General features: G+C 65.3%; 16 protein-coding genes and 8 pseudogenes. 10 read left to right on the forward strand and 14 right to left on the reverse strand.

Annotated elements, in window-relative coordinates; translation table 11 throughout:
- The first annotated feature begins 24 nt into the window (after window positions 1-24).
- Window positions 25-1,186, forward strand: a pseudogene (locus AC0IX7_RS12180) (MBL fold metallo-hydrolase).
- Window positions 1,187-1,355: 169 nt separating this feature from the next.
- On the opposite strand, the gene AC0IX7_RS12185 reads toward AC0IX7_RS12180, so the two are convergent.
- Both AC0IX7_RS12185 and AC0IX7_RS12190 read right to left on the reverse strand, forming a co-directional pair.
- The gene (locus AC0IX7_RS12185; RefSeq protein WP_471812119.1) at window positions 1,356-1,592 is read right to left on the reverse strand and encodes a VOC family protein; all 237 of its coding nucleotides are present in this window, start codon (window positions 1,590-1,592) and stop codon (window positions 1,356-1,358) included.
- Between the two features lie 312 nt (window positions 1,593-1,904).
- Window positions 1,905-2,733, reverse strand: a pseudogene (locus tag AC0IX7_RS12190) (ferredoxin--NADP reductase).
- A 361-nt stretch (window positions 2,734-3,094) separates the two neighbouring features.
- On the opposite strand from AC0IX7_RS12190, the pseudogene uvrB reads away from it, so the two are divergent.
- The 3 genes and pseudogenes from uvrB (at window position 3,095) to AC0IX7_RS12205 (ending at window position 5,861) form a co-directional block, all read left to right on the forward strand.
- Window positions 3,095-5,292 (forward strand): annotated as a pseudogene (uvrB, locus tag AC0IX7_RS12195) (excinuclease ABC subunit UvrB).
- 84 nt (window positions 5,293-5,376) lie between these two features.
- Entirely contained in the window at window positions 5,377-5,631 is a 255-nt protein-coding gene (locus tag AC0IX7_RS12200; RefSeq protein ID WP_471812120.1) for a type II toxin-antitoxin system HicA family toxin, read from the forward strand.
- Window positions 5,628-5,861, forward strand: coding sequence for a type II toxin-antitoxin system HicB family antitoxin (locus tag AC0IX7_RS12205; RefSeq protein ID WP_471812122.1), 234 nt, complete (start codon window positions 5,628-5,630; stop codon window positions 5,859-5,861). Before AC0IX7_RS12200 ends, AC0IX7_RS12205 begins: the two co-directional genes overlap by 4 nt.
- Before the next feature lie 271 nt (window positions 5,862-6,132).
- Here the strand turns inward: AC0IX7_RS12205 and AC0IX7_RS12210 are convergent, their stop codons facing one another.
- Window positions 6,133-6,381, reverse strand: a complete 249-nt coding sequence (locus AC0IX7_RS12210; protein ID WP_471812124.1) for a PRC-barrel domain-containing protein — start codon at window positions 6,379-6,381, stop codon at window positions 6,133-6,135.
- 112 nt (window positions 6,382-6,493) lie between these two features.
- Here AC0IX7_RS12210 and AC0IX7_RS12215 point away from each other — a divergent pair, with 112 nt between their 5' ends.
- On the forward strand, window positions 6,494-7,072 hold the full coding sequence (locus tag AC0IX7_RS12215; RefSeq protein ID WP_471812126.1) for a hypothetical protein: 579 nt from the start codon (window positions 6,494-6,496) through the stop codon (window positions 7,070-7,072).
- 807 nt (window positions 7,073-7,879) lie between these two features.
- Here AC0IX7_RS12215 and AC0IX7_RS12220 read toward each other — a convergent pair.
- From AC0IX7_RS12220 to AC0IX7_RS12255, 8 genes and pseudogenes are all read right to left on the reverse strand, one after another.
- On the reverse strand, window positions 7,880-8,386 hold the full coding sequence (locus tag AC0IX7_RS12220; protein ID WP_471812128.1) for a DUF2501 domain-containing protein: 507 nt from the start codon (window positions 8,384-8,386) through the stop codon (window positions 7,880-7,882).
- 432 nt (window positions 8,387-8,818) lie between these two features.
- Window positions 8,819-10,336: a fumarate hydratase gene (locus tag AC0IX7_RS12225; RefSeq protein ID WP_471812130.1), complete on the reverse strand. Its 1,518-nt coding sequence runs from the start codon at window positions 10,334-10,336 to the stop codon at window positions 8,819-8,821.
- A gap of 366 nt (window positions 10,337-10,702) precedes the next feature.
- Window positions 10,703-10,924: pseudogene (locus AC0IX7_RS12230) on the reverse strand (PepSY domain-containing protein); the annotation flags it as partial.
- Window positions 10,881-11,833, reverse strand: a pseudogene (locus AC0IX7_RS12235) (PepSY-associated TM helix domain-containing protein). The pseudogenes AC0IX7_RS12230 and AC0IX7_RS12235, both read right to left, overlap by 44 nt.
- A 2-nt stretch (window positions 11,834-11,835) precedes the next feature.
- Window positions 11,836-12,708, reverse strand: coding sequence for a TonB-dependent receptor (locus AC0IX7_RS12240; RefSeq protein ID WP_471812132.1), 873 nt, complete (start codon window positions 12,706-12,708; stop codon window positions 11,836-11,838).
- Window positions 12,687-14,048: a TonB-dependent siderophore receptor gene (locus AC0IX7_RS12245; protein ID WP_471812134.1), complete on the reverse strand. Its 1,362-nt coding sequence runs from the start codon at window positions 14,046-14,048 to the stop codon at window positions 12,687-12,689. Before AC0IX7_RS12245 ends, AC0IX7_RS12240 begins: the two co-directional genes overlap by 22 nt.
- Before the next feature lie 4 nt (window positions 14,049-14,052).
- A complete protein-coding gene (locus AC0IX7_RS12250; RefSeq protein WP_471812136.1) occupies window positions 14,053-14,544 on the reverse strand; it encodes a hypothetical protein in 492 nt (163 codons plus the stop codon).
- A gap of 176 nt (window positions 14,545-14,720) precedes the next feature.
- The gene (locus AC0IX7_RS12255; protein WP_471812138.1) at window positions 14,721-15,368 is read right to left on the reverse strand and encodes a YoaK family protein; all 648 of its coding nucleotides are present in this window, start codon (window positions 15,366-15,368) and stop codon (window positions 14,721-14,723) included.
- Window positions 15,369-15,459: 91 nt separating this feature from the next.
- Here AC0IX7_RS12255 and AC0IX7_RS12260 point away from each other — a divergent pair.
- Window positions 15,460-16,163: pseudogene (locus tag AC0IX7_RS12260) on the forward strand (NAD-dependent deacylase).
- A 124-nt stretch (window positions 16,164-16,287) separates the two neighbouring features.
- Here the strand turns inward: AC0IX7_RS12260 and era are convergent.
- From era to lepB, 3 genes and pseudogenes are all read right to left on the reverse strand, one after another.
- A complete protein-coding gene (gene era, locus AC0IX7_RS12265; protein ID WP_353443548.1) occupies window positions 16,288-17,205 on the reverse strand; it encodes a GTPase Era in 918 nt (305 codons plus the stop codon).
- 241 nt (window positions 17,206-17,446) lie between these two features.
- Window positions 17,447-18,167, reverse strand: a pseudogene (gene rnc, locus AC0IX7_RS12270) (ribonuclease III).
- Window positions 18,104-18,913 carry a signal peptidase I gene (lepB, locus tag AC0IX7_RS12275; RefSeq protein ID WP_471813867.1) on the reverse strand — a complete coding sequence of 270 codons (810 nt, stop codon included), beginning with the start codon at window positions 18,911-18,913 and terminating at the stop codon, window positions 18,104-18,106. The pseudogene rnc and the gene lepB overlap by 64 nt, the downstream one beginning before the upstream one ends.
- A gap of 125 nt (window positions 18,914-19,038) precedes the next feature.
- Between lepB and pgi the strand changes: the two genes are divergently transcribed.
- The 4 genes and pseudogenes from pgi (at window position 19,039) to AC0IX7_RS12295 (ending at window position 23,404) form a co-directional block, all read left to right on the forward strand.
- Window positions 19,039-20,529, forward strand: coding sequence for a glucose-6-phosphate isomerase (pgi, locus tag AC0IX7_RS12280; RefSeq protein ID WP_471812140.1), 1,491 nt, complete (start codon window positions 19,039-19,041; stop codon window positions 20,527-20,529).
- A 123-nt stretch (window positions 20,530-20,652) separates the two neighbouring features.
- Window positions 20,653-21,030: a DUF4174 domain-containing protein gene (locus AC0IX7_RS12285; RefSeq protein ID WP_471812142.1), complete on the forward strand. Its 378-nt coding sequence runs from the start codon at window positions 20,653-20,655 to the stop codon at window positions 21,028-21,030.
- Between the two features lie 64 nt (window positions 21,031-21,094).
- Window positions 21,095-22,493: pseudogene (gene gorA, locus AC0IX7_RS12290) on the forward strand (glutathione-disulfide reductase).
- Window positions 22,494-22,747: 254 nt separating this feature from the next.
- Complete coding sequence (locus AC0IX7_RS12295) at window positions 22,748-23,404, forward strand: carboxypeptidase-like regulatory domain-containing protein (protein ID WP_471812144.1); 657 nt, start codon at window positions 22,748-22,750, stop codon at window positions 23,402-23,404.
- Window positions 23,405-23,417 lie beyond the last annotated feature (13 nt).

Genomic DNA, 23,417 nt, shown 5'->3' on the forward strand with positions numbered 1-23,417 from the left:
GGATAGGGGAACGGCGTGCGTCAGGTGTTGAAGGTCGTCGGAGGCATCGTGCTGCTGGCGATCGTGGTTCTGGCGCTGGCGGTGGCGATCGTCCCGCGCTTCCTCGACCGCATCTATTACCGCGGGCCGACTAGTGCCCATTTCGACGGCGAGCGCTTCGCCAATCCCGACAACGACGCCGATACGCAGCAGATCCAGCCCGCCGGTGGTGGGCGCGCGGGCTTTTCTGGCGCTATTTCACCGCCAGCGATGGCCGACCCACGTGGCCGAAGACGGTCGCGGTCAACCGCATTCCCCGCCCGCACGCGTCGAGGGCGACCGGATGATCGTGACGTGGATCGGCCATGCGAGTGTGCTGGTCCAGACGCAGGGGCTCAACATCCTCACCGATCCGGTCTGGGCGGAGACGGCAGGGCCGCTCGGCGCAGGGCCGCGTCGCGTCGCCGAGCCGGGGATCGCGTTCGATGCGCTGCCAAAAATCGATCTCGTGCTGGTCAGCCACAATCATTACGACCATCTCGACAAGGTGACGCTGCAACGCCTCTGGCAGCGCGATCGGCCGCGGATCGTCACCAGTCTGGGCAATGACAGCGTGATCGGCCAGACCGGGGCGGCGGCGACCGCGCTCGACTGGGGGCAGCGGGTGGCGATCAAGCCGGGTGTCGCCGTAACGGTGACGCGCAACCATCATTGGGGCAGCCGTTGGTTTACCGATCGCAACCGCGCCTTGTGGTCGAGCTTCGTCGTGACGCTGCCGGGTGGGAATGTGTTCTTTGCAGGCGATACCGGGATGGGCGACGGTCAGTGGCCGGTCGAGGCGGCGGCGCTGGGGCCGATCCGGCTGGCGCTGATCCCGATCGGTGCGTTCCGGTTCGTCGATGGGCAGATGGAGTCGGGCAGCCATATCGGGCCGGTCGATGCGGTCGAAGTGTATCGGCGGCTGGGCGCGGCGCACGCGATTCCGATCCACTGGGGGACGTTCCGGTTGTCGTTCGAGGGGTATGACACGCCGCCGAAACTGCTGGCGGCGGCGATGCGGTGTACGGGGCAGAGCGGGTTTGCGCCGGTGGCGATCGGGCGGCCGGTCGAGGTTGCGGGGTATGTAAAGCCGGCGGCGACTGCGCCTATGGCGAGAGCGACGTTGCTCAAGTGTCTCGATACGCCGCAGGTTCGTGCGTTGCGGTAGACCTCAGAGAAGCTGGCGCCTTCGCTGCAATGGCAAACACACCACCCCGGCGAAGGCCGGGGCCCAATTGGGGAAGGCTGCTAATGGTGGACAGCCCCTCGTTACCGCCACCTTTCCAACTGGGCCCCAGCCTCCGCCGGGGTGGTATCTCCCTCAATCGTGCCCGCCCTCACCCCATCTTGAATACGCAGAGCTTGTTGCCGTCTGGATCGCGGAAATAGGCGCCGTAAAAGCCCATCTGCTCGGGACCGCGCGAGCCCGGTGCGCCCTCGTCTGCGCCGCCGAGTTCGATCGCCTTGGCGTAGACCTGATCGACCTGCTCGCGCGAGTCGGCCGACAGGGCGACCATCGTTCCGTTGCCGGCGGTCGCGTCCTGCCCGTCATACGGCTTGCCGATCGCCAGCATCGGCTTCCTGCGCCGGCGCCGTAGAAGGTCAGCTTCCGATCGTCGGGCATCTGCATGAGCCGCTTGCCGCCAGCTGTCGCCAGCAGCGCGTCGTAGAACGCCAGCGCCGAGTCGATGTCGTTGGTGCCGAGCGTCGCGTAACCGATCATGGGTCTCTCCTCTTTGTTTGAGGCGAGTATTCGTGGGTTGAGCGGGAGAGGCAACTGGCTGCTCCTCCGCCTTCGCGGGGTCCAGGCCCGAACTCTCCCGGCATTCGACGCTACCGTAATCCCTGGGCCCCGCGTTCGCGGGGGAACACAAACCTTAGGGCCGTCAGCCGACGAACGCGCGCTCGATCACGAACGTACCCGGCTTCGAATTCGCCCCCTCCTCGAAGCCGTTCGCCTCGAGCATCACTGCGAATTCCTTGATCATCTCGGTCGAGCCGCAAAGCATCGCACGATCGGTCTCGGGGTTGAGCTTCTGATCGCCGCGCACCGGATGGCCGAACAGCGACGCATCCTCGATCAGCGCACCGATCCGGCGCGTGGTGCGGAACGGCTCGCGCGTCACCGTCGGGATATAGTGAAACTGCGTCTGCGCTTCTTCCGCGATCAGCGGGTCGTCCGCCAGCAACGCGACCATCTCGTCGTGATAGGCGAGGTCGCTCACGCGCCGCACGCTGTGCACGACGATCACCTGCTCATACGCCGCGTAGACGTCGGGATCGCGCATCAGGCTGAGGAACGGCGCGAGGCCGGTGCCGGTCGAGAACATGAACAACCGCTTCCCCGGCAGCAGCGCGTCGAGCACCAGCGTGCCGGTCGGCTTCTTGCCGAGATACACTTCGTCGCCGGGCTGGATCAGCTGGAGCTTCGAGGTCAGCGGGCCGTCCTCGACCTTGATCGACAGGAACTCCAGCTCCTCCGAATAATGCGGGGACGCGATCGAATAGGCGCGCATGATCGGCTTGCCGCCTCCTGGGGAGGCCGATCATCACGAACTCGCCCGAGCGGAAGCGGAAGGTCGAGGGCCGCTCGATCGCGAAGCTGAACAGGTGTTCGTTCCAGTGACGCACCCACAGTACCTTGGCGTTGAGGAACGCGGGCGTCTCGGGGATCAGCACGGGGGCGCGGCTTGCTTCGACGGTCGGGGCGGTCATGCGTCTATTCCTTCGGCCGCGCAGAATCGCGCTGGCGGGTCAATGCTTGCGAAACGGTCGCAGTATTGGCGTGCGTGCGGTGGGTCAACAACAGCTCAAACCTTGGCCTGACACAAACAGCGCCAAGCCCACGACAGTCGGCCTTAAGAAATCCTCCCCGCCAGGGGAGGTGGCGCCGAAGGCGTCGGAGGGGGAGGACACGCGACAGCCGTTGCGCCTGCCTCCCCCTCCGTCTGGCAAGTGCCAGCCACCTCCCCCTGGCGGGGAGGATTCTTGAAGGTCGAACCGCCTTGCGCCGCCTCCTCCGCGGAAGAACGCTAGCCGTTGCCGACTCGCCGTCTGTTCCCCATATTCCCCCTCAATGGCCATTCAGATCCGCACCAGCCTCGCCGAGCCTGAAACCGGCGACACCTTCGTGCCCCACCGCCCGACCGCGCGCCCCGACAAGGTCGAGGGCGGCAAGCGGTTCAAGCTCGTCAGCGAATACGAACCCGCCGGCGACCAGCCTACCGCGATCGCCGAACTGGTCTCAGCGATCGCCGACGGGGAGAAGGACCAGGTGCTGCTCGGCGTCACCGGCTCGGGCAAGACCTTCACGATGGCCAGCGTCATCAACCGCGTCCAACGCCCTGCGCTGATCCTCGCGCCCAACAAGATCTTGGCCGCGCAGCTGTACGGCGAGATGAAGTCGTTCTTCCCCGAAAACGCGGTCGAATATTTCGTCAGCTATTACGATTATTACCAGCCCGAGGCGTATGTCGCGCGCTCCGACACGTACATCGAGAAGGAATCGTCGACCAACGAGTCGATCGACCGGATGCGGCATTCCGCGACGCGTGCACTCCTCGAACGCGACGACGTGATCATCGTCGCGTCAGTGTCGTGCCTGTACGGCATCGGCTCGGTCGAGACCTATTCGGCGATGATCTTCGACCTGAAAAAGGGCACGACAGTCGACCAGCGCGAAATCGTGCGCAAGCTCGTGGCGCTCCAGTACAAGCGCAACGACGCGGCATTCCAGCGCGGCAATTTCCGCGTGAAGGGCGACACGCTGGAGATTTTCCCGTCGCATTACGAGGACAGCGCGTGGCGCATCTCGTTCTTCGGCGACGATATCGAGGAGATTACCGAATTCGACCCGCTGACCGGCAAGAAGGTCGCGTCGCTGAACTCGGTGCGCGTCTATGCGAACTCGCATTACGTGACCCCGGCCCCACGCTGAAACAGGCGGGCGAGGCGATCAAGCACGAGCTGGCCGAGCGGCTGAAGGAGCTGGTGCTGGAGGGCAAGTTGCTGGAAGCCCAGCGTCTCGAGCAGCGCACCAACTTCGATCTCGAGATGATCGCGGCGACCGGCTCCTGCGCGGGGATCGAGAATTACTCGCGCTTCCTCACCGGCCGCATGCCGGGCGAGCCGCCTCCCACGCTGTTCGAATATCTGCCCGACAACGCATTGCTGTTCGTCGACGAGAGTCACGTCACGATCGGCCAGATCAACGGCATGTCGCGCGGCGATCACCGTCGCAAACTGACGCTGGCCGAATATGGCTTCCGCCTGCCGAGCGCGATCGACAACCGCCCGCTGCGCTTCAACGAATGGGACGCGATGCGGCCGCCGACCACCTATGTCTCGGCGACGCCGGGCAGCTGGGAGATGGAGCAGACCGGCGGCGTGTTCGCCGAACAGGTCATCCGCCCGACCGGGCTGATCGATCCGCCCGTCGAGATCAAGCCGGTCGAGGAACAGGTCCAGGACCTGATCGTCGAGGTCGGCAAGACCACGGCGCTCGGCTACCGCACGCTCGTCACCACGCTCACCAAACGGATGGCGGAGGACCTGACCGAATATATGCATGAGGCGGGAATCAAGGTCCGCTACATGCACAGTGACGTCGAGACGCTGGAGCGTATCGAACTGATCCGCGACTTGCGGCTGGGCGTGTACGACGTGCTGATCGGCATCAACCTGTTGCGCGAGGGGCTCGATATACCCGAATGCGGGCTGGTCGCGATCCTCGATGCGGACAAGGAGGGCTTCCTGCGCTCCGAAACGTCGCTGATCCAGACGATCGGCCGTGCGGCACGCAACGTCGACGGTCGCGTGATCCTCTACGCCGACCGCGTCACCGGATCGATGGAGCGGGCGATGAACGAAACCGCGCGCCGCCGCGAGAAGCAGGTCGCGTACAACACCGAACACGGCATCACCCCGACGACGATCCGCCGCAACATCGGTGACATCATCGCGCACGTGGCGAGCCAGGATCAGGTGACGATCCCGATCGACGAGGACCGTCCGCACATGGTCGGCCACAACCTGCGCGCGTACATCGAGGATCTCGAAAAGCAGATGCGCAAGGCCGCGAGCGATCTGGAGTTCGAGACCGCCGGGCGTCTGCGCGACGAGATCCGCCAGCTGGAGAACGAGGAACTGGGCCTACCGGTCGACCAGCAGAAGGCGCCAGTCATGGGGCGTTCGAACGAAGGCAAGCCGGGCACGCGGAAGACGCGTTACGGGAAGAGCCAAAAGATGCGAATGGGAGGCTCGCGGTCGCGGTGATGTAATTCGCATTTATCCGTTTGACGAGTTTCCACGGGCGGCGGACGATAGTCTTTACGCTATGCCTAAACGGAAGCTCGTCGAATGACCCGGATATCGAAACTATACGCGTGGTTGCTGGACAACCGAAGCGGCACATTGCCCTTCCGCGATTTCGAGCGGCTACTGGCAGCGTTCGGATTTCGACATGCCCGGACCATAGGCAGTCATCGGCAGTACGTTCACAAATCGGTCCCGAGACCCTTTCCTATCCAGCCATCTGGCAAGGACGCCAAGCGCTACCAAATCGACCAATTTCTTGATATGGTCGAAGAATATGATTTGAGTATCGACGAATGAGCGACCCGCGTTATCACATCAATGTATTCTGGTCGGCGGACGACGCCTGCTGGATAGCAGACGTGCCCGATCTTCGCCCTTGCTCGGCGCATGGCGACACGCCCGACGAAGCCATCTTGAATATTCGCGATGCGGTGACGGGATGGCTGGAAACTGCGCGGGAACACGGTTTTGATATCCCCGAGCCCCGGTATCGACCCGCGATATACGCAGCCAAATTTGCAGCTTGAGGCAACCGGGCGCACATCTACAAGGGTCAGCTAACCGCATCCTTGAATGGCGTAGACACTTACGGACGTTTAAACGGATTTTTCTGGAAGGCCGAGCGAAAAGCTCAACGCCGCGCGGCACGTGACCGCGCGGCGATCGAAATTTAGCCGACGACGAGGTCCTCGCTGCTCGACCCGTAATAGCTCGCCACGCGGTCGGCATAAGCCTGGTCGAAGACAGGTGCGTTGTTGGACCAGCTCGGACCGCCTTCGAGGACGCGCTTGTCGATCGTTACGACGTAGAGGTCGCGGACCGCGTCGAATTGAGCAGCGCGAACGGCAGCGGGTAGAAGCTCTTGCCCATGCCGAGGAAGCCGCCGAGGCTGAGCACGGCGTGCGTGACGCGGCCGGTGCCCTTGTGGACCATGAACGCGTGGACCGAGCCGACAGCGTCGCCGTCGCGGCTCTCGACTTTCATCGTGCCCGAGATGTTCGACTGGACGAGCAACTGGGTCGGGGTCTGGGCGGCGGTATCGGACATGAGCGTTCTCCTGATTTCTTCCGTCGCTGAACCGGTACCACCGTGCGGCGGTTCCCGCCTAGAGCGCTTCGTCGTACTTGAGCGACCGCCGGGCGTGCCGCATAGCGATGCGATGCGCACTCCGTCCCCTCACCTCGTCGGCTTGCGATCGCTTGCCAGCCCCTGTCCTGGCGCGCCTTGCCGGTCTGGCGACGCTCGCGTCGATTGCCGGCTGCGTCCCACCGCCGCGGGCGGAAGCGCCGCCGCCGCCGCGCACCGTCGCGCCGCCCCCGCGCCGGCGCCGCGCCCGGTACCGATCGCCGCGGACTGGCGCGATTGGCCGTATTCGCCGGGCACCTGGGTCTATCGCCGCGACGCCCGCGGCTCGATCGCGCTGTTCGGTCCGGCGAATGCCGACGCGTCGCTGACGCTGCGCTGCGATACCGCGGCGCGCCAGGTCTATCTGTCGCGTGCGGGCACAACGGCGACCCCGATGACGATCCGCACGTCGAGCGTGACGCGCGCCGTGTCCGTCCAGCCGACCGGTGGCACACCGCCTTATGTCGCGGCCGCACTGATGCCGAACGATTCCTTGCTGGAGGCGATGGGGTTCAGTCGCGGGCGGTTCGTCGTCCAGCAGGCCGGAATGCCACCGCTCGTGGTGCCATCCTGGGCCGAGATCGAGCGCGTGACCGAGGATTGTCGTAGCTGATATCGGCCAAGCGACAGTCGGATAAGATCGGCCGAAAACTTCCACAAAACAAGACTTGTATCGCATGCGCGGTCGGCACACATTGCGGCTGCGGTCGGGCTTGGCCGCGTTGTTTCAACAAGCGAAAGGAGGTGATCCGATGTCTCATGGTTCAGCAGTGAGTTCGGTTCGGTTCGTTCGGGGGACGCACCGCTAACGCCGCCGGTCCGCGTGGGGAGTATCCTCTCCCAGTCAACACGTGGTCCATAGGATAAGCGGTACGCATGGTCCTCCGGGCTGGAGCTCTCCGGCCGCTGACCATGTCAGGAGGTTGTCGGGTCGTCGGGAGACGATCCGGCAGCCTCTTTTCATTTGTGCGGGTGTGCTTGGTTGCGATGATCGACCCAACTGCCATTTACGACAATGTTGCGGGAACCAACGACGTTCGCCGTCGTCGAAGCCACCCCGCCTTTTCCTAGCTGACGATATTGGCAGGCGCAGGCTGAGCGGGTGACCAACGCCTGCGGCGCACCCGTCATCACTTGTGTTCTGCCTTAACGGTGAGAACCCGAAATTAGAGCGCGCATCGGGCTAACCCTGAAGCAGCGGAGGACGCGAAAACGTCCCACGCCCACATCGTCATCCTGACGAAAGTCAGAACCCAGGGTCCCATAGGACAGTAACCCATTACTCTGGGTCCTGACTTTCGTCAGGATGACGTGAGATATGGTACGACGGAACGGGCACGACGGAGGGACTGGCTTATGCTTCCAGCTTTAACTGCCGCGCACGTTGCGCCCCGGCCGCCCTTAGCCCGCGGTCGCCCCTTTAAAGGAACGCCTTCGCCCGGTTGAGCACGATGCTGCACATCCGCGTCTTCACCTGCCCGCCCAGATCGTCGAGCGAGAACGCCTGCCCGTTCGGCGCCTGCACCTCGCCTTCTTGTCCCGCCGCGTAGCCCGGCGACGTTCTTACGCCCTGCCGCCCAGTCAGGCGCTGGAGGATCGACTGCGCGCCGGTGGCCGGCGCATTCGTCGAGCTGCCCGCTCGTGCCGCGGCATTCCGTCCGCCGGTGAGCGCGCCGAGCGCTCCGCCCTGCCCGAGCAGATTGTTCTTCAGGCAATAGCCTAGCAGTCCGGCAGCATTGCCGGCGCCGATCGATCCGACGCTCGGCAACGCACCACCGAGCAAGCCGCCGAGTCCGCCCAGATCGCCGAGCCCACCAAGTCCGCCAAGACCATTTTGCGACGACGCCGATTGCGGTGCGCTGGACTGCGCCGATGCGGAGGTCGCGAGGGCCAAGGCGGCCACGAGGGCGATTGCGGTCTTGGGCATGATAGGGTGCTCCGATAGGGTTAGTGTCACCAACGGGACTGGCCAAGGTGCGTTCGAAAAGGTTCGTTCAGCGACCGGCGAACAACGCGTCGGCCGATCCGCCATTAGCCTGCAACGCCGCCTCGACCCGTCGACGGACGTCGTAATATACCAGGGACGATGCGCCCGGATCGGTCGTGCGAAGACTTTCAGCATCCGCGTTCTAGCGGACCGGTGTAGACTGGACTGGCGCGCAACAAACCCTCGGCACGCGCCAGTTCGCTGCCGATCCGCGGACCGATCGGGCGCTCGGCATAGACGGTGACGGTGCCTATCCGCTGCTTGTACGGAAACGCGAGTAGCTGTGGCGCGTAGATAATTGCGACAGCAAGCAGAAGGAGGATGGAGGCGATCCACCGGACGGGCCCCTGCCCCTTCTGCGAACCCGCGTCGTCATGCCGGTGTCAGCAACCCTTCGCGTGCGATCTTCTCGCGCCAGACCAGAGGCGCAAGCTGATGGACGTTCTCGCCCGCGGAATCGACCGCGACGGTCACCGGGAAATCGGCGACTTCGAATTCGTAGATCGCCTCCATCCCGAGATCCTCGAAGCCGACGACCTTGCTCCCCTTAATCGCGCGCGCGACGAGATAGGCAGCGCCGCCGACCGCCATCAGATAGGCCGACTTGCGTTCGGCGATCGCCTTGGTCGCGTCGGCGCCGCGCTCGGCCTTGCCGACCATCGCGAGCAGGCCCTGGTCGAGCATCATCCGCGTGAACTTGTCCATCCGCGTGGCGGTGGTGGGGCCGGCGGGGCCGACCACCTCGTCGCCGACCGGATCGACCGGCCCGACATAATAGATCACGCGGCCCGCGAAATCGACCGGGAGCGGTTCGCCCTTCGCCAGCATGTCGGCGATCCGCTTGTGCGCCGCGTCGCGCCCGGTGAGCATCTTGCCGTTGAGCAGCAGGCGGTCGCCATGCTTCCACGTCTGCACGACTTCGGGCGTCAGCGTGTCAAGATCGACCCGGATCGCGGCCTTGTCGGGCGTCCAGTTGACGTCGGGCCACTCCTCCAGCTTCGGCGCTTCCAGATACACCGGGCCCGAACCGTCGAGCACGAAATGCGCGTGGCGCGTGGCGGCGCAGTTCGGGATCATCGCGACCGGCTTCGACGCGGCGTGCGTCGGCCAGTCGAAAATCTTGACGTCGAGGATGGTGGAGAGGCCGCCCAGCCCCTGCGCGCCGATGCCGAGAGCGTTGACCTTGTCGTAAATCTCGATCCGCAGCGCCTCGATGTCGTTCTTGGGGCCTCGCGCCTTCAGCTGCGCCATGTCGATCGACCCCATCAGCGACTGCTTGGCGAGGATCATCGACTTTTCCGCGGTGCCGCCGATGCCGATGCCGAGCATACCCGGCGGGCACCAGCCGGCGCCCATCTGCGGGATCATCTCGAGCACCCAGTCGACGATCGAATCGCTCGGGTTCATCATCTTGAACTTCGACTTGTTCTCGCTGCCGCCGCCCTTCGCCGCGACGTCGATCGAGACGGTGTTGCCGGGCACCATCTCGACATGCATGACGCTGGGCGTGTTGTCCTTGGTATTGCGGCGGGTGAAGGCGGGATCGGCGAGGATCGACGCGCGCAACTTGTTCTCGGGGTTGAGATAGGCTTTCCGCACGCCTTCATCGACGACCTCCTGCAAGGAGCGGGTCGAATCGAGCCGGCAATCCTGGCCCCATTTGACGAAGATCGTGACGATCCCCGTATCCTGGCAGATCGGGCGATGGCCTTCCGCGCACATCCGGCTGTTGGTCAGGATCTGCGCTATCGCATCCTTGGCGGCGGGGCTCTGCTCGGCCTCGTACGCGACGCCCAATGCGCGGATGTAATCCATCGGGTGGTAGTAGCTGATGAACTGGAGCGCGTCGGCGACGCTTTCGATCAGGTCGGCTTCGGTGATGACGGTCATGCAGCGCCTTTGCGGATGCGGGGATGCGGGAATGCGCGCGTCTTAGCCGCGTTCGGGCGATTTATGAAGACCGAGGGGGCGTCGGCACGCCATCAGTACGGGCCCGGCTGCAAAGAAGGTTAGGGTGGGTTAGGCCAACGCGCGCTCTTTCGTGGAGGGGGCAAAGAGCCGAGCGGTGTGCAAAGCATGATCGGCTTTGCACCAGGGCTGTGATCGACGATTTGAAAGAGCCGAGGACCGAGCGTGACTTCAAGGTCGCGTGTAGGACAGCGAAAACTGGCGGAGCTCGGCGACGATGATCTTGGCGGGTTCGCCCTTAGCGGACGTTTCGAAGCGCAATGCCTGTCGCTGAAAGCAGCCATTCGTTCACGTATGTCGGGCTGCCCGCCGGCGGAGCCAGTGGAGAATGCCGGTCACGAAAAGCACCGACGGAACGAGTCCGAGCAGGACCGCGAGGACCCGCGTGGTTATACCGCCGATCGTGCCGTCGTGTAGCGTGCGTACCCAGCTCGCTACGGCGGTTCCGGTCCCGGCACGCCGAACATCATGCGTCGCCAGTACCCCGCCCGAAAACTGGTCGATGAAGACATAGCTGCCGGGAAGCGCCGATGGGGATCGCCGGGCACCTGAAGCCGTACCCGGATTGCCGCGTCAGGCGCGCTGGGCACATCGACGAACACGACGTGACCGTCCGGCAGCGCCCGGTGCGCTGCGTGGAGTGCCTGGACGATCGAGATCTGCCCGGCTCCCCGTCGCGCGATTTCGGGGCACGCGACTTTGGGGCAGGTATCGCCGCGGGCGCCAGCAGGGCCTGTGTGACCGCGGGCAACGCCAGCAGCACGCCGGTCGCGACCAGCACGAAGAGCAGCATCATGCTCCACACACCGGACAGTTTGTGAAGGTCGCGCAAGCGCCGGATCGACGCCGCGTCGCGCTTGAAGGCGAGGCCTTGCGCCAACTCCCGCGCGGCCACCAGGCCAGCATGCCACTGGCTAGCAGCATCAGCATCGCTACACCCGACCAGCCGACTACCTGACTGCCGAACTCGCCGGCGAGCAGTTGCATGTGGAGCTGATAGAGCCAGCTCATGAGGTAGCCGCCCCACGGTTCGGCACGAATGACGCGCGTGCCATCGGCCGAGAACGAGACCATCATCCGGTCGCCATGGCGGCCGGGCGCCGGATAATAGCGCGCCGGGATCGCACCGCCCTCACCCGTTACTTCAAGCGTCCACTTGCCGCCCGTGTCGTGCCAGCGCCCCCGCCCGGTCGCCAGCGCGCGATCCCAAACGCGCGCGTTCAGATCGGGTGCGGGATCGTTGCGCCCGGCCTGGATCGCAGGATGAAGCGCCGTGTCGATGCCGGTGTAGAAGACCAGCGCCGACCCGGTGAGGCCCAGCACCACGAACAGCAGCCCGACGCTCAACCCCAGCCAGAGATGGACGCGGCGCACGAAGATACGCGCGCGCGACGCTGCCGATCGACGGTGCCTGGCCATGCTCAGAACCGCGTCGCCAGCGCGACCTCGAACGATCGCGGCGCGCCGATATAGACGTTGGTGGCGGGGTAGCCGGAATACTCGCCATAAAAGGCGTCCGTCAGGTTCCGCCCGCGCAGCGTCACGGTTGCCCGTGGTGCGACCGGGAACGACAGGCTTGCATCCAGCACGGTATGGCCAGCAACGCGGATAGTGTTGGCGGTATCCGTATAGAAGGCGCTGGCATGACGCAGAAACCCGCCCAGCGTCACCTTGTCCGCAATGGTGTAGAGCGCCGAGGCGTTGACCGTCGTAGAGGGTATGTTGATCGGGCGGTTGCCGCTCCGATCGATCCGCACCCCGCTCACCAGCTCCGACAGTTCGTCATATTGCGCGTCGGTATAGGAGACGCCGCCCGAGAGGCGCAGTGGCTTTATTGGGGAGAGGACGCCGGACAGCTCGACTCCCTGCGAGGATTGCCGCCCGCCCTGTACGGCCAAGGCCGGGTTGGTCGGATCGCGGGTCAGGATATCGCGCTGTTCGATCCGGTAGGCGGCACCTGTGACGCTTGCCCGCCCGCCCCATGCGCTCGCCTTGAAACCAGCTTCGTAGGCGCGGCCCGTGGTCAGTCGGAACCGGCTGTTCGCGATCGAGGCCAGCAGGATCGACGACACCGGCGATACCGCGGTCGTATATTGCGCATAGAGGGTCAGACCGGACGTCACGTCCCAGGTCGTCCCCGCCCGCCAGGATATGGGGTTGAAGGTCTGGCTGTTGCGATCGACCGCGCCGCCCACGTTCTGGATCGTCGTCCGGTCCAGCTCCATGTGATCCCAGCGTACCCCGCCGACCAGCAGCCATTTGGGGGTCAGGTTCAGCGCGTCTTCCGCGAACACCGAGGTCTGTTTGAGCTTGGAATCGAAGGTGACGTTGCCGGCGGTGAAGATCGCCGTCCCCGTGGGTAGGGTATGATCGCAGGGTTCCGCACGTCCACCGCCGGCAGGGCCGAGACGGGCGCCGTCTGACGCAAGCTAACGAAATCGGTGTCGTTATGCTCGACGCCCAAGGTGAAACGGTTGCGCAGGCCCGCGATGACGCTGTCGTTGCCAACGACCCCGCGCGCATTCCAGAACTGGTGATCGTGCCGGAAATCCTGATAGGTCTGGCGGAAGCTGCCGTTCGGAAACGCCGTGGCAGGCGCAACGAAGGCCTGGCTGTCCGCCAGCAGGAAATCGCGCTTCGCGGTATAGCCGGTCAGGTCGAGCGCGAAGGTCCAGCCGCTGCCGATCGACCAGTCGAGCCGCGAGCGCACCGTCGTCTCGTCGGCGCCGGAATAGGCCCCCTGCGGATTGTAATTGCGGCGTCGCAGCGCGCGATCGGCGACCAGGCCGTTGGCGCTCGTCACTGCATCGGTCGGACGCAGGGCGTATTGGCCGGGGATCAGGGGCAGGCCCTGATAGGTCGCGTCATAGCGATCCTCGAAATGATCGACCGCGACCAGCACCGACAGGCGGTCGCTCGGCTTCCATAGCGCGCTCGCGGTCAGACCGGCCGATAAGGTGTCGTTGTTATCGACGTCGTAGAGGCTGTCCGACCGCTGGTAGCTGGCGTCGGCGCGCACCGCGATCGTCGACGACACCGGCAGGTTGACCCCGCCGGCCGCGAACACCGTGTCGAAGCTCCCGACCGACAGGAGCGTATCGAGATGGCGTTCGCCCAGGACCGGTTTGCGCGTCACCTTATTGATGACACCGGCCAATGCGCCTTCGCCATAGAGGACGGACGCCGGTCCCTTCAGCACTTCGATCCGGTCGTAGTGCCAGTTGTTGCTGTCACGCTGCACGACGGTCGAAGCGGACACCCGCACCCCGTCCTGAAGGATCGACACGGTATTGCCGACGAAGCCGCGCATCGAGACGACCGCCGGGTTGCCGGGAACGTTGCCGGCGACGGCGCCCACCACGTCGTTGAACGTCTCGCGCGCGGTACGCAGTCCGCGCACTTGTAGATCGTCCTGCGTCAGCACCTCGATGCTCGCGGGCGTCTCGCGGATCGTCAGACCGAGACGGCTGCCGGCTTGTGTCTGATCGTTCAGCTTGAGCGGATCGCGCTGGCCGGTGACGATGATCGTCGCATCGGTTCGCTCGTCAGCAGTGTCGCGGGTCTGTGCGCTGGCCGGGACGGCCAGCAGCAGGCACGGCGCAGCAACGCTGGCCAGCAAAAACGTTCGGATCATGGGATTACCTTCGACCGGCCCGGTGCATGACATGCACCAGGCCGCAATTCATGAAAGCGCCGCGTGCAGCGGCACAGAATGACAGGTCAGAGGTAGGCCGGAGGACCGCGCAAGGGTGGCCGCAGGAACGCCGGCCGGGAGGGGCTGGCGGAACGGTCGCCGTCAGACCGATGGCCAGGACGAAGGCGATCAGCGCAGCAAGCTGGATCGGATCGACCGGACTCAGAACGGCTGCGGACAGCCCCGAGAACGCACAGGGCATCTCGGGCTTGCCGTGTTCCTTCGACTTGCCGTGATCGGGCATGTCGCCGTGCATTCCTGGCATGTCCATTGCCGCCGCCGCGGGTGCGATGCCTGAGCAGATGGTGATGGTGAAGCGACCGTGATCGTTCGCGATCATGTAGCCGGTCGGAACCAGCAGCTTCAGCAGCAGCGTCGCCGCACAGATCAACACGGTCAGGTGGCGTTGCGCCAGAAGATACCGACCTAGTTGCACGGGAGCCGCCTAACCCGGGCGGCGGGAGGTGTCACTTGGACATTCCGTCATGCTCAGTAATTTCACGGATGAGCGCCCCCTCGAAAACGGACGAGCGGCGCAACGTCCGCTATCGTCACCTGGGGCCATAGCAGCCTGACCGCTTTCCTTCCCGACCCGGCCATTCCGCTCACCGCTTATTCCTCGTGCGAAGTTCCCAGCGTGGCGGCACCCACGAGTAGCAGCGCGGCGAGCGCGACCGCGATCCACAGCGCTTTCAGATCCAGGATGGGGAACACTGCGGCGCCCGCGGTCGCTCCGCCGATCAACCCCAGCCACAGGAGGAGATAGGGCACCCAGGCAAAGCGGGGACCGCCGGCAAACGCGGTCGTGAGGTGCTGGCCGATCTTGACGAGCGTGCCGGTCATGTAGGTGACGCCGACGCTGACCTCGCCGTCTCGCTGGAACACCGCGTTCGCCGATCCCATCGCCACCGCCATCAGCAGCGGCGCCAGAACGAGGTCACCACCGCGCGTCGCCGTCGCAGAGGCGATCGCCAGCGCGACCAGCACGAACGCGAGTACCGCCTGCTTCCGCCGTCGTCCCGCGAGCCGCCCGACGGTTTCGCCGGCCATGACCCCGCCGACGAACGCCGCGATCAGTGCACCCGCGAACAGGCTGCCCGGCACGACACCGGTGATACCCGCCGCAAAGCGCGTCGAATTGCCGCTCATGAACGAGACGAACAGACCGCCGAGCTTCAGAAACCCCAGCGCATCGACGAATCCCGCCAGCGCAGCGAGCCCGATTGCCAGCAGACGCTGACGCTTTTCATAACGGCGCATGAGACATCATAGGCTTGGCGGCGAGAAATGGGAGATGGCGTCGCGACTGCGCGCCCTTCCGGACTGCAAGAATGCGGTTTATCCTGTGGCGATGCAGGACATCAGAAACATCGTCGTTCTTACCGGGGCCGGGATTTCGGCGGAGAGCGGGATCGCGACGTTTCGGGGGCCGGGCGGGCTTTGGGAGGGGCACCGGGTCGAGGATGTCTGCACGCCCGAGGCGCTCGCGGCGGATCCTGCGTTGGTGCACCGGTTTTACGATCTGCGGCGAGCGGCTTTGGCGGGGTTGAGCCCAATCCGGCGCACCGGGCGCTGGCACAGCTGGATGCCGCCTGGGACGGCGAGTTGCTGATCGTCACGCAGAATGTCGACGACCTGCATGAGCGCGCGGGGGCGACGCGGATGCTGCATATGCATGGGGAGCTGTTGTCGGCGCTGTGTGCTGTTTGTGGAGCGCGCGAGGCTTGGACGGGGCCTTTGCCCGAGGAGTCGGTATGTGGGGCTTGCGGTGCGGCGGCGCGTCGGCCGGACATCGTGTTCTTTGGGGAGATGCCGTACCAGATGGAGCGGATCGAGGCGGCGTTGGCGAAGGCCGACCTGTTCGTTTCGGTGGGGACTTCGGGGGCGGTGTATCCGGCGGCGGGGTTCGTGCAGACCGCGGCGTATCATGGCGCGCGGACGCTGGAGCTGAACCTGGATCCTTCGATGGGGAGCGTGTTCTTCGAGGAAACGCGGATCGGGGCGGCTGGGGTGTTGGTGCCGGCTTGGGTTGGGGAGGTTTTGTCGGACGCCTGATCCTCCCCTGCAAGGGGAGGTGGCTGGCGCAGCCAGACGGAGGGGTGACCCGCTCTCGATACGGCGACACCCCTCCGTCATCCCTTCGGGCTGCCACCTCCCCTTGCAGGGGAGGATCAGGGGGTCAGTCGACCCAGTCGAGGCCCATGTCGCGGTAGATTTCGCGGTCTTCGTCCCAGCCGGGTTTTACCTTTACGTGCAGGTATAGGTGGACGGGCTTGCCGGTAATCGAGGCGAGTTCGATGCGTGAGCGGGCGCCGATTTCCTTGATGCGGACGCCGCCCTTGCCGAGGACGATCGCGCGCTGCGTCGGGCGTTCGACCAGGATCTGCTGGTGGATTTCCAACGACCCGTCCTGGCGCTCGATATACTGCTCGGTCTCGATCGTGCTCGCGTAGGGGAGTTCCGCGTGGAGCTGGAGATAGAGCTGCTCGCGGGTGACCTCGGACGCCAGCGCGCGCTCGGTCGAGTCGGAGACCTGGTCCTCGGGGTAGTGCCACGGACCTTCGGGCATCGCCTTGGCGAGCTGCGTCTTGAAGTGCGCGAGGCCGTCGCCGGTGCCGGCGCTGATGAAGAACGTCTCGGCGAAGGGGAGCAGCGCGTTGAGTTTCTCGGCGTGGATCAGCAGCTTGGTCTTGTCGGCGAGGTCGACCTTGTTGAGGATCAGCCAGATCGGCTCGGTACGGCCGACCAGCGATTCGACGATCGTGGTGACCTTGCCGCCGATGCCGCCCTTGGCGTCGACCACCAGCGCGATGATGTCGGAGCCTTCCGCGCCACCCCAGGCGGCGGCGACCATCGCGCGGTCGAAGCGGCGCTTGGGCTCGAAGATGCCGGGGGTATCGACGAGCAGGATCTGCGTGTCGCCTTCGATCGCGACACCCATCAGCTTGGCGCGCGTGGTCTGCGCCTTGGGGCTGACGATCGCGACTTTCTGGCCGACGAGCGCGTTGACGAGCGTCGACTTGCCCGCATTCGGCGCGCCGACGATCGCGACTAGGCCGCAATGCTTGGTATCGGGCTTGGTATTCGTTTCAGTCACATATGCTCTTTTCGAACTGGTGTTGCGTTCGGCTGTACAGAAAAAACCGCCGTTCGTCATCGCGTCGCGAGAAGGCAGTTTTGTTCACGCGAAGGCGCAAAGGCGCGAAGATGGTGTGGATGGGGTTCGCGCCGGCCTTCATTATGCGCCGCCGAATATCTCGGAGCCGTTTGGGGCGAGACCCGATTACCTGAGCGCAACACCTTCGCGCCTTTGCGCCTTCGCGTGAACAAAACTCTTCTTAGCCCAGCTTCTCGAGCAACGCCTTGGCGGCGGCAGTCTCCGCTTCCTGTTTGCTGGAGCCGGTGGCGGTGGCTTCGGCGAGCTTGCCGATCGAGACGAGCATCGTGAATTTGGGGGCGTGGCCGGGGCCGGTGCGTTCGACGATGGTGTATTCGGGGGCTTGCGGTTGTGGGCGGCGGCCCATTCCTGGAGGGCGGACTTGGGGTGCTGCGGGGCTTTGCCGCCGGCCTGCACCCTGGCGCCCCAAGCGCCGCGGACGAACTTGCGCGCGGCGTCCAGGCCGGCTTCCTGGTACCAGGCGCCGATCAGCGCCTCCATTACGTCGCCGAGTACGTTGTCGCTGTCGCTCGCGCCGTCGTCGCGGGCCTGCTTGCCGAGCTTCAGATGCGCGCGGACCCCGAGTTCTCGGGCGACGTCGGCGCAGACGGGACCGGTGACGAGCGCGTTGAGGCGCTTCGACAGCGAGCCCTCGGGGTCGGTCGCGAACAGCTCGTACAGCCATTCGGCGATGATCAGGCCGAGGACGCGGTCGCCGAGGAATTCGAGTCGCTCGTAGTTTGCCGCGGCCTGGCTGCCGTGCGTCAGCGCGCGCTCATAGGGGCGAGATTGGTCGGTGTGCGGCCGAAGAGCGTCTTCAGCCAGCCGGTTAGGTCGCTCAAAAGCCTTCCCCGATACGGCTCCAGCGGGCGGCGCTGACCCAGGTCCAGGGTTTGAGCCATTCGGCGTCGCCGTCGGTCGAGAAGAAGTTGACAACCGCCTTGCCCTCGACGTTGGCGAGCGGGACGTAGCCCATGCCGTTCGGTGCGGGGAAACGGCTGTCGCCGCTGTCGTCGCGGTTGTCGCCCATCACGAAGATGTGGCCGGCGGGGATCGTGTAGAGCCCGGTGTCGTCGCGGTCGGGGAGTTCGGCCTGGTCGAGAACTTCGTACGAGCGGCCGCCGGGCAACGTCTCGCGGAAGCGGGGGTAGCGGCAGATCTGGACGTTGGCGACGACGTCGACGAACGGCGCGCCGCATTTCTCGGCGTTGAAATTGGCGGTGAGCGGGATCGTGAAGTCGGCGATGCGCTGCTTCGGGATCGCCTTGCCGTTGAGGTAGACGATGCCCTGGCGCATCTGGATCGTCTCGCCGGGGAGGCCGATGACGCGCTTGATGACGTCGTGGTCGAGCACTTCGGGCGCGCGGAAGACGACGACGTCGCCGCGGGTCGGGGTGCTGCCGAAGATGCGGCCGGGAATCAGCGGGATCCCGGCGGGGAGCGACCAGCGGGAATAGCCGTAGTTCCACTTCGAGACGAAGAGATAGTCGCCGATCAGGAGGCGGGGCAGCATCGATTCGGACGGGATGCTGAACGGCGCGAAGATGAAGCTGCGCAAGATCAGCACGACCAGCGCGAGCTTCAGCAGGAAGCGAAAGGTCTCGCTCGTTTCGGAACGCTTGGGTTTCGTCTTCACGTCATTTGCCATGTGCGCGGGTTTGCGCAGACGGCGCGTGTCGTCAAGCGTATGCGGGATACCTGTCACCGAAAGAGCGTTGTCGCGGTCTCGCGCTTGCAGCATGACCGGCGCGCACGTCTATTCGGAGAAGTAGCATGACCGCCGACTGGTCCAAGATCGAAGCCCTGCCCGCCACCAAGCTGACCGACCTGTTCGCGCAGGATTCGGAGCGACTCTCGAAGCTGAGCCTCGACGTCGCGGGCATCCATTTCGACTGGTCGAAGACGCATCTGACGACGGACATGGTCACCGCGTTCGAGGAGATGGCGAAGTCGCAGGATCTCGCGGGCAAGCGCCAGGCGATGTTCAGTGGCGAGATCGTCAACGTCACCGAGGGCCGCGCGGTCGAGCACACCGCCGAGCGCGGCGAGGGCAAGCCCGAGAGCGTCGCGATCGCACGCGCGAGCCACGCGCGGATGCGGACGCTGATCGACGCGATCGAGGCGGATGCGCTGGGGCCGGTGCGGCATATCCTGCATGTCGGGATCGGCGGATCGGCGCTGGGGCCGCAATTGCTGGTCGATGCGCTGGGGCGTGACGACAAGCGCTACGACGTCGGCATCGTCGCCAATGTCGACGGCGTCGCGCTGGAGGACATGTTCGCGAAGTTCGATCCGGCGGCGACGTTGCTGGTGGTCGCGTCGAAGACCTTCACCACGACCGAGACTCTGATGAACGCCGAAAGCGTCCTGCAGTGGATGACCGAGCATAATGTCGAGGATCCTTACGGGCGCGTGATCGCGCTGACCGCGGCGCCCGAGAAGGCGATGGAGTGGGGCGTGGACGAGACGCGCATCCTGCCGTTCGCGGAGAGCGTCGGCGGGCGGTATTCCTTGTGGTCGACGATCGGGTTCCCGGCGGCGATCGGGCTTGGCTGGGACCGGTTCGAGGAACTGCTGGAGGGCGCGGCCGAGATGGACCGCCACTTCCGCCTCGCCGCGCTGCATGAGAACGCGCCCGCGCTCGCGGCCTTCGCCGACCTGTATTACACGCAGGTGCGCGGCGCCGAGACGCGCGCGACGTTCGCGTATGACGAGCGGTTGCGGTTGCTGCCGAGCTATCTCCAGCAGCTGGAGATGGAGTCGAACGGCAAGTCGGTGACCGCGGAAGGCGAGCCGCTCGGGCGGCCGTCGGCCGCGATCACCTGGGGCGGGGTCGGCACCGAGGCGCAGCACGCGGTGTTCCAGTTGCTGCATCAGGGCACGCATCTGGTGCCGGTCGAGTTCGTCGCGTCGATCGAGCCGGGCGATACGCTGCCCGACGAGCATCACCGGGCGCTGTTGCTGAATGCATTCGCGCAGGGTGCGGCGTTGATGGCGGGCAAGCAGGTCGAGGACCCCGCGCGGAGCTATTCGGGTGACCGGCCGTCTTCGACGTTGCTGCTCGACGATCTGGATGCGCGGACGCTGGGGGCGCTGATCGCATTTTATGAGCACCGGGTGTTCGTGAACGGCGTGCTGCTGGGGATTAATTCGTTCGACCAGTTCGGGGTGGAACTGGGGAAGGAAATGGCGAAGGCGGCGGAGAAGGGCGGGCAGACGTTCGATCCTTCGACGGATGATCTGATCAAGCGCGCGTTCGGGTAACTCCGAGCGGAAACCTCTTTCTTGTTCCCCGCGGAGGCGGGGCCCAGGATACCACCCACAGCGATAGTGATCCTGGGCTCCCGCCTTCGCGGAGAACAAGAGAAGGTGGTGCGTTGAATCCTGATGCCCCTTCTTCTTGCCGTAGCGCTCGCCGCCTCCCCCACCCTCGCGCAGATGAAGTGGGAGCGGCGCGTACTAATTGTTGCCGCCGCCTCCGGCGAAAACGCGGCGCTTGCCGAGCAACGACGCATCGTCGCCGACTGGAAGGCTAACAGCGACGACCGTGACCTCACTGTCGTCGAAGTGATCGGCGACCGGGTCAGTGGTGCGGGCGACACGGCCGCTTCGATCCGCCGCAAATACCGCCTCCGCGCGCCCTTCACCGCGATCCTGATCGGCAAGGACGGCGGGGAGAAACTGCGCAGCGCGAAGCCCTTCCCCGCCGCCGTTCTCGAGCAGACGATCGACGCGATGCCGATGCGCAGGACCGGTCAGCGATAGAGCCGACCGATCAGCGTGATCGCCGCGCCGGGGTTGTGGCGTCGCGCCCCCTGCCCCAGATGGCATGCAAAGCTGCTCAGCGGCGCGTGACCTGCAAGGACTGCCTGTGACCGATACCCAATTCGACTATGACCTCTTCGTCATCGGCGCAGGCTCGGGCGGTACGCGCGCCTCACGTGTTGCTGCTGCGCACGGCGCACGCGTCGCGGTCGCCGAGGAGTACCGCGTCGGCGGGACCTGCGTCATCCGCGGCTGCGTGCCCAAGAAGCTACTGATCTACGGCGCGCATTTCGCGGAGGACCTGAAGGACGCAAAGCGGTTCGGCTGGCAGGTGCCCGACGATTGTGCGTTCAGCTGGCCGACGCTCCGCGACAACGTCATGGAGGAGGTCGACCGGATCAACGGCGCCTACACCACCACGCTCCAGAACAATCACGTCGACATCATCCACCAGCGCGCGGTCGTCTCCGGTCCCAACGAAGTCACGCTCGCCGACGGCAGCGTGAAGACGGCCGCGAAGATCCTGATCGCGGTCGGCGCGCATCCGCTGACCCCCGAGTTCCCCGGCTCGGAACACGGCATCACTTCGAACGAGGTCTTCCATCTCGACGACGTGCCGAAGCGCGTGCTGATTGCGGGCGCGGGCTATATCGCCAACGAGTTCGCCGGGATCTTCCACCAGTTCGGGGCGCACGTGACGTTGGTCAATCGGACCGACGTTATCCTGCGCGGCTATGACGAATCGATCCGCGACCGCCTGCTCCAGATCTCGATGAGCAAGGGCATCGATTTCCGCTTCAACGCCGCGTTCGAGAGCATCGAGAAGGACGAGGGCGGCTGCCTGACGGTTAGGATGAGCGGACACGAGCCGATCACCGTCGATCTCGTGATGTTCGCAACCGGTCGCCTGCCCAATACCAAGGGACTCGGCCTCGAGAGCGCGGGCGTGGAGATGGACGCGGTCGGTGCGGTGATCGTCGACGAGGACAACAAGTCGAGCTGCGACTCGATCTTTGCGGTCGGCGACGTCACCAACCGGATCCAGCTGACCCCGGTCGCGATCCGCGAGGGGCAGGCGTTCGCGGACACGTTCTTCGGCAGCAAGCCGACGCGCGTCGATTACGCCAACGTTCCCGCGGCGGTGTTCAGCCACCCGCCGATGGCCGGCGTCGGCATGACCGAATCCGCAGGCCAAGCAGGCGCTGGGATCGGTGAAGGTCTACACGTCGGACTTCCGGCCGATGAAGAACGTGCTGGCAGGCCGCAACGAGCGTTCGCTCTACAAGATGATCTGCGATGGCGAGACCGACCGGGTGGTCGGCATCCACATGATCGGCCCGGATTGCCCGGAGATCCTGCAATCCGCTGCGGTGGCAGTGAAGGCCGGGCTGACCAAGGCCGATTTCGACGCGACCGTCGCACTGCATCCGACGATGGCGGAAGAATTAGTCCTTATGAAATAAGGGGTTCTCTGTTTCTCGGCGACCAAACGTCGAGACGATCACGGCTCTGATCGTCAGAGAGGAGATGTAACTACCCGCAACACCTTATGTTGTTGCGGAAATGACACGTCTTGTCGCGCAATGAGCACTGCACCCGGCAGAAGGGTGGATGCTGGCAGAAACGCGGCGTAAGCCCCCGTCCCGGCATCATACGCAAACATGCGCGTCGCCGGGACCGTCTCCACGAGGAGCGGTTCGCGGGAGTGGATCAGGGCATGGAAGCGCGGGAAATCGCGACGCAGGATACCGACGGTCGGCGGATGTGCCGGCGGATCGGTGCGATGCGCACTCCGTCTGTCCCGATGTGCATTCCCTTCAGGGGACTTTGGGACATGAAGACGATGATGGCCACGGCGTTGCGCGCCGCACTGGCAACGACGACGATACTCGGCACTGCGGCGGCACTGGTTGCGCCCGCATCGGCGCAGACCACGACCGCGGCGATCCGCGGCCAGGTGCGCGACGCCGCCGGGGCGACGGTCGCCGGCGCGACCGTGGTCGCGGTCAATGACGGCACCAACCAGACCTTCCGCGCGACCACCAGCGCGACCGGCAGCTATGTGCTGAACGGCCTGCGCCCCGCCACTTACACGATCACGTTCACCGGTCCCGACGGCAAGATTTCGGCGCAGCGTATCTCGGTCGGCGTCGGCCAGTCCGCGACGCTCGACGCGGTGCTCGCGGCACCGACCGCGGCGGCCCTGCTGCCGGCGCGACCGCCGAAGGTGGCACGACCACCGGTGGGGCCAACGAGGGCGGCGAGATCATCGTCACCGCGGGCAAGCTGGTCGAGACCAAGACCTCCGAAGTCGCCACCAACGTCAGCCAGGCGCAGATCCGTATCCTGCCGCAGGGCGATCGCAACTTCCTGACGTTCGCCGCGCT

Source organism: Sphingomonas sp. AC411 (assembly GCF_979253035.1).

Excerpts from the sequence above, each read along its gene's own strand:
- AC0IX7_RS12215 (WP_471812126.1), top strand. The coding sequence starts at position 6,494 with ATGCGCACTCCGTCCCCTCACCTCGTCGGCTTGCGATCGCTTGCCAGC.
- AC0IX7_RS12295 (WP_471812144.1), top strand. The coding sequence starts at position 22,748 with ATGGAAGCGCGGGAAATCGCGACGCAGGATACCGACGGTCGGCGGATG.
- AC0IX7_RS12200 (WP_471812120.1), top strand. The coding sequence starts at position 5,377 with ATGACCCGGATATCGAAACTATACGCGTGGTTGCTGGACAACCGAAGC.
- AC0IX7_RS12225 (WP_471812130.1), bottom strand. The coding sequence starts at position 10,336 with ATGACCGTCATCACCGAAGCCGACCTGATCGAAAGCGTCGCCGACGCG.
- AC0IX7_RS12220 (WP_471812128.1), bottom strand. The coding sequence starts at position 8,386 with ATGCCCAAGACCGCAATCGCCCTCGTGGCCGCCTTGGCCCTCGCGACC.
- AC0IX7_RS12185 (WP_471812119.1), bottom strand. The coding sequence starts at position 1,592 with ATGCTGGCGATCGGCAAGCCGTATGACGGGCAGGACGCGACCGCCGGC.
- lepB (WP_471813867.1), bottom strand. The coding sequence starts at position 18,913 with ATGGCAAATGACGTGAAGACGAAACCCAAGCGTTCCGAAACGAGCGAG.
- AC0IX7_RS12205 (WP_471812122.1), top strand. The coding sequence starts at position 5,628 with ATGAGCGACCCGCGTTATCACATCAATGTATTCTGGTCGGCGGACGAC.
- AC0IX7_RS12285 (WP_471812142.1), top strand. The coding sequence starts at position 20,653 with ATGCCCCTTCTTCTTGCCGTAGCGCTCGCCGCCTCCCCCACCCTCGCG.
- AC0IX7_RS12210 (WP_471812124.1), bottom strand. The coding sequence starts at position 6,381 with ATGTCCGATACCGCCGCCCAGACCCCGACCCAGTTGCTCGTCCAGTCG.
- pgi (WP_471812140.1), top strand. The coding sequence starts at position 19,039 with ATGACCGCCGACTGGTCCAAGATCGAAGCCCTGCCCGCCACCAAGCTG.
- AC0IX7_RS12245 (WP_471812134.1), bottom strand. The coding sequence starts at position 14,048 with ATGATCCGAACGTTTTTGCTGGCCAGCGTTGCTGCGCCGTGCCTGCTG.
- AC0IX7_RS12255 (WP_471812138.1), bottom strand. The coding sequence starts at position 15,368 with ATGCGCCGTTATGAAAAGCGTCAGCGTCTGCTGGCAATCGGGCTCGCT.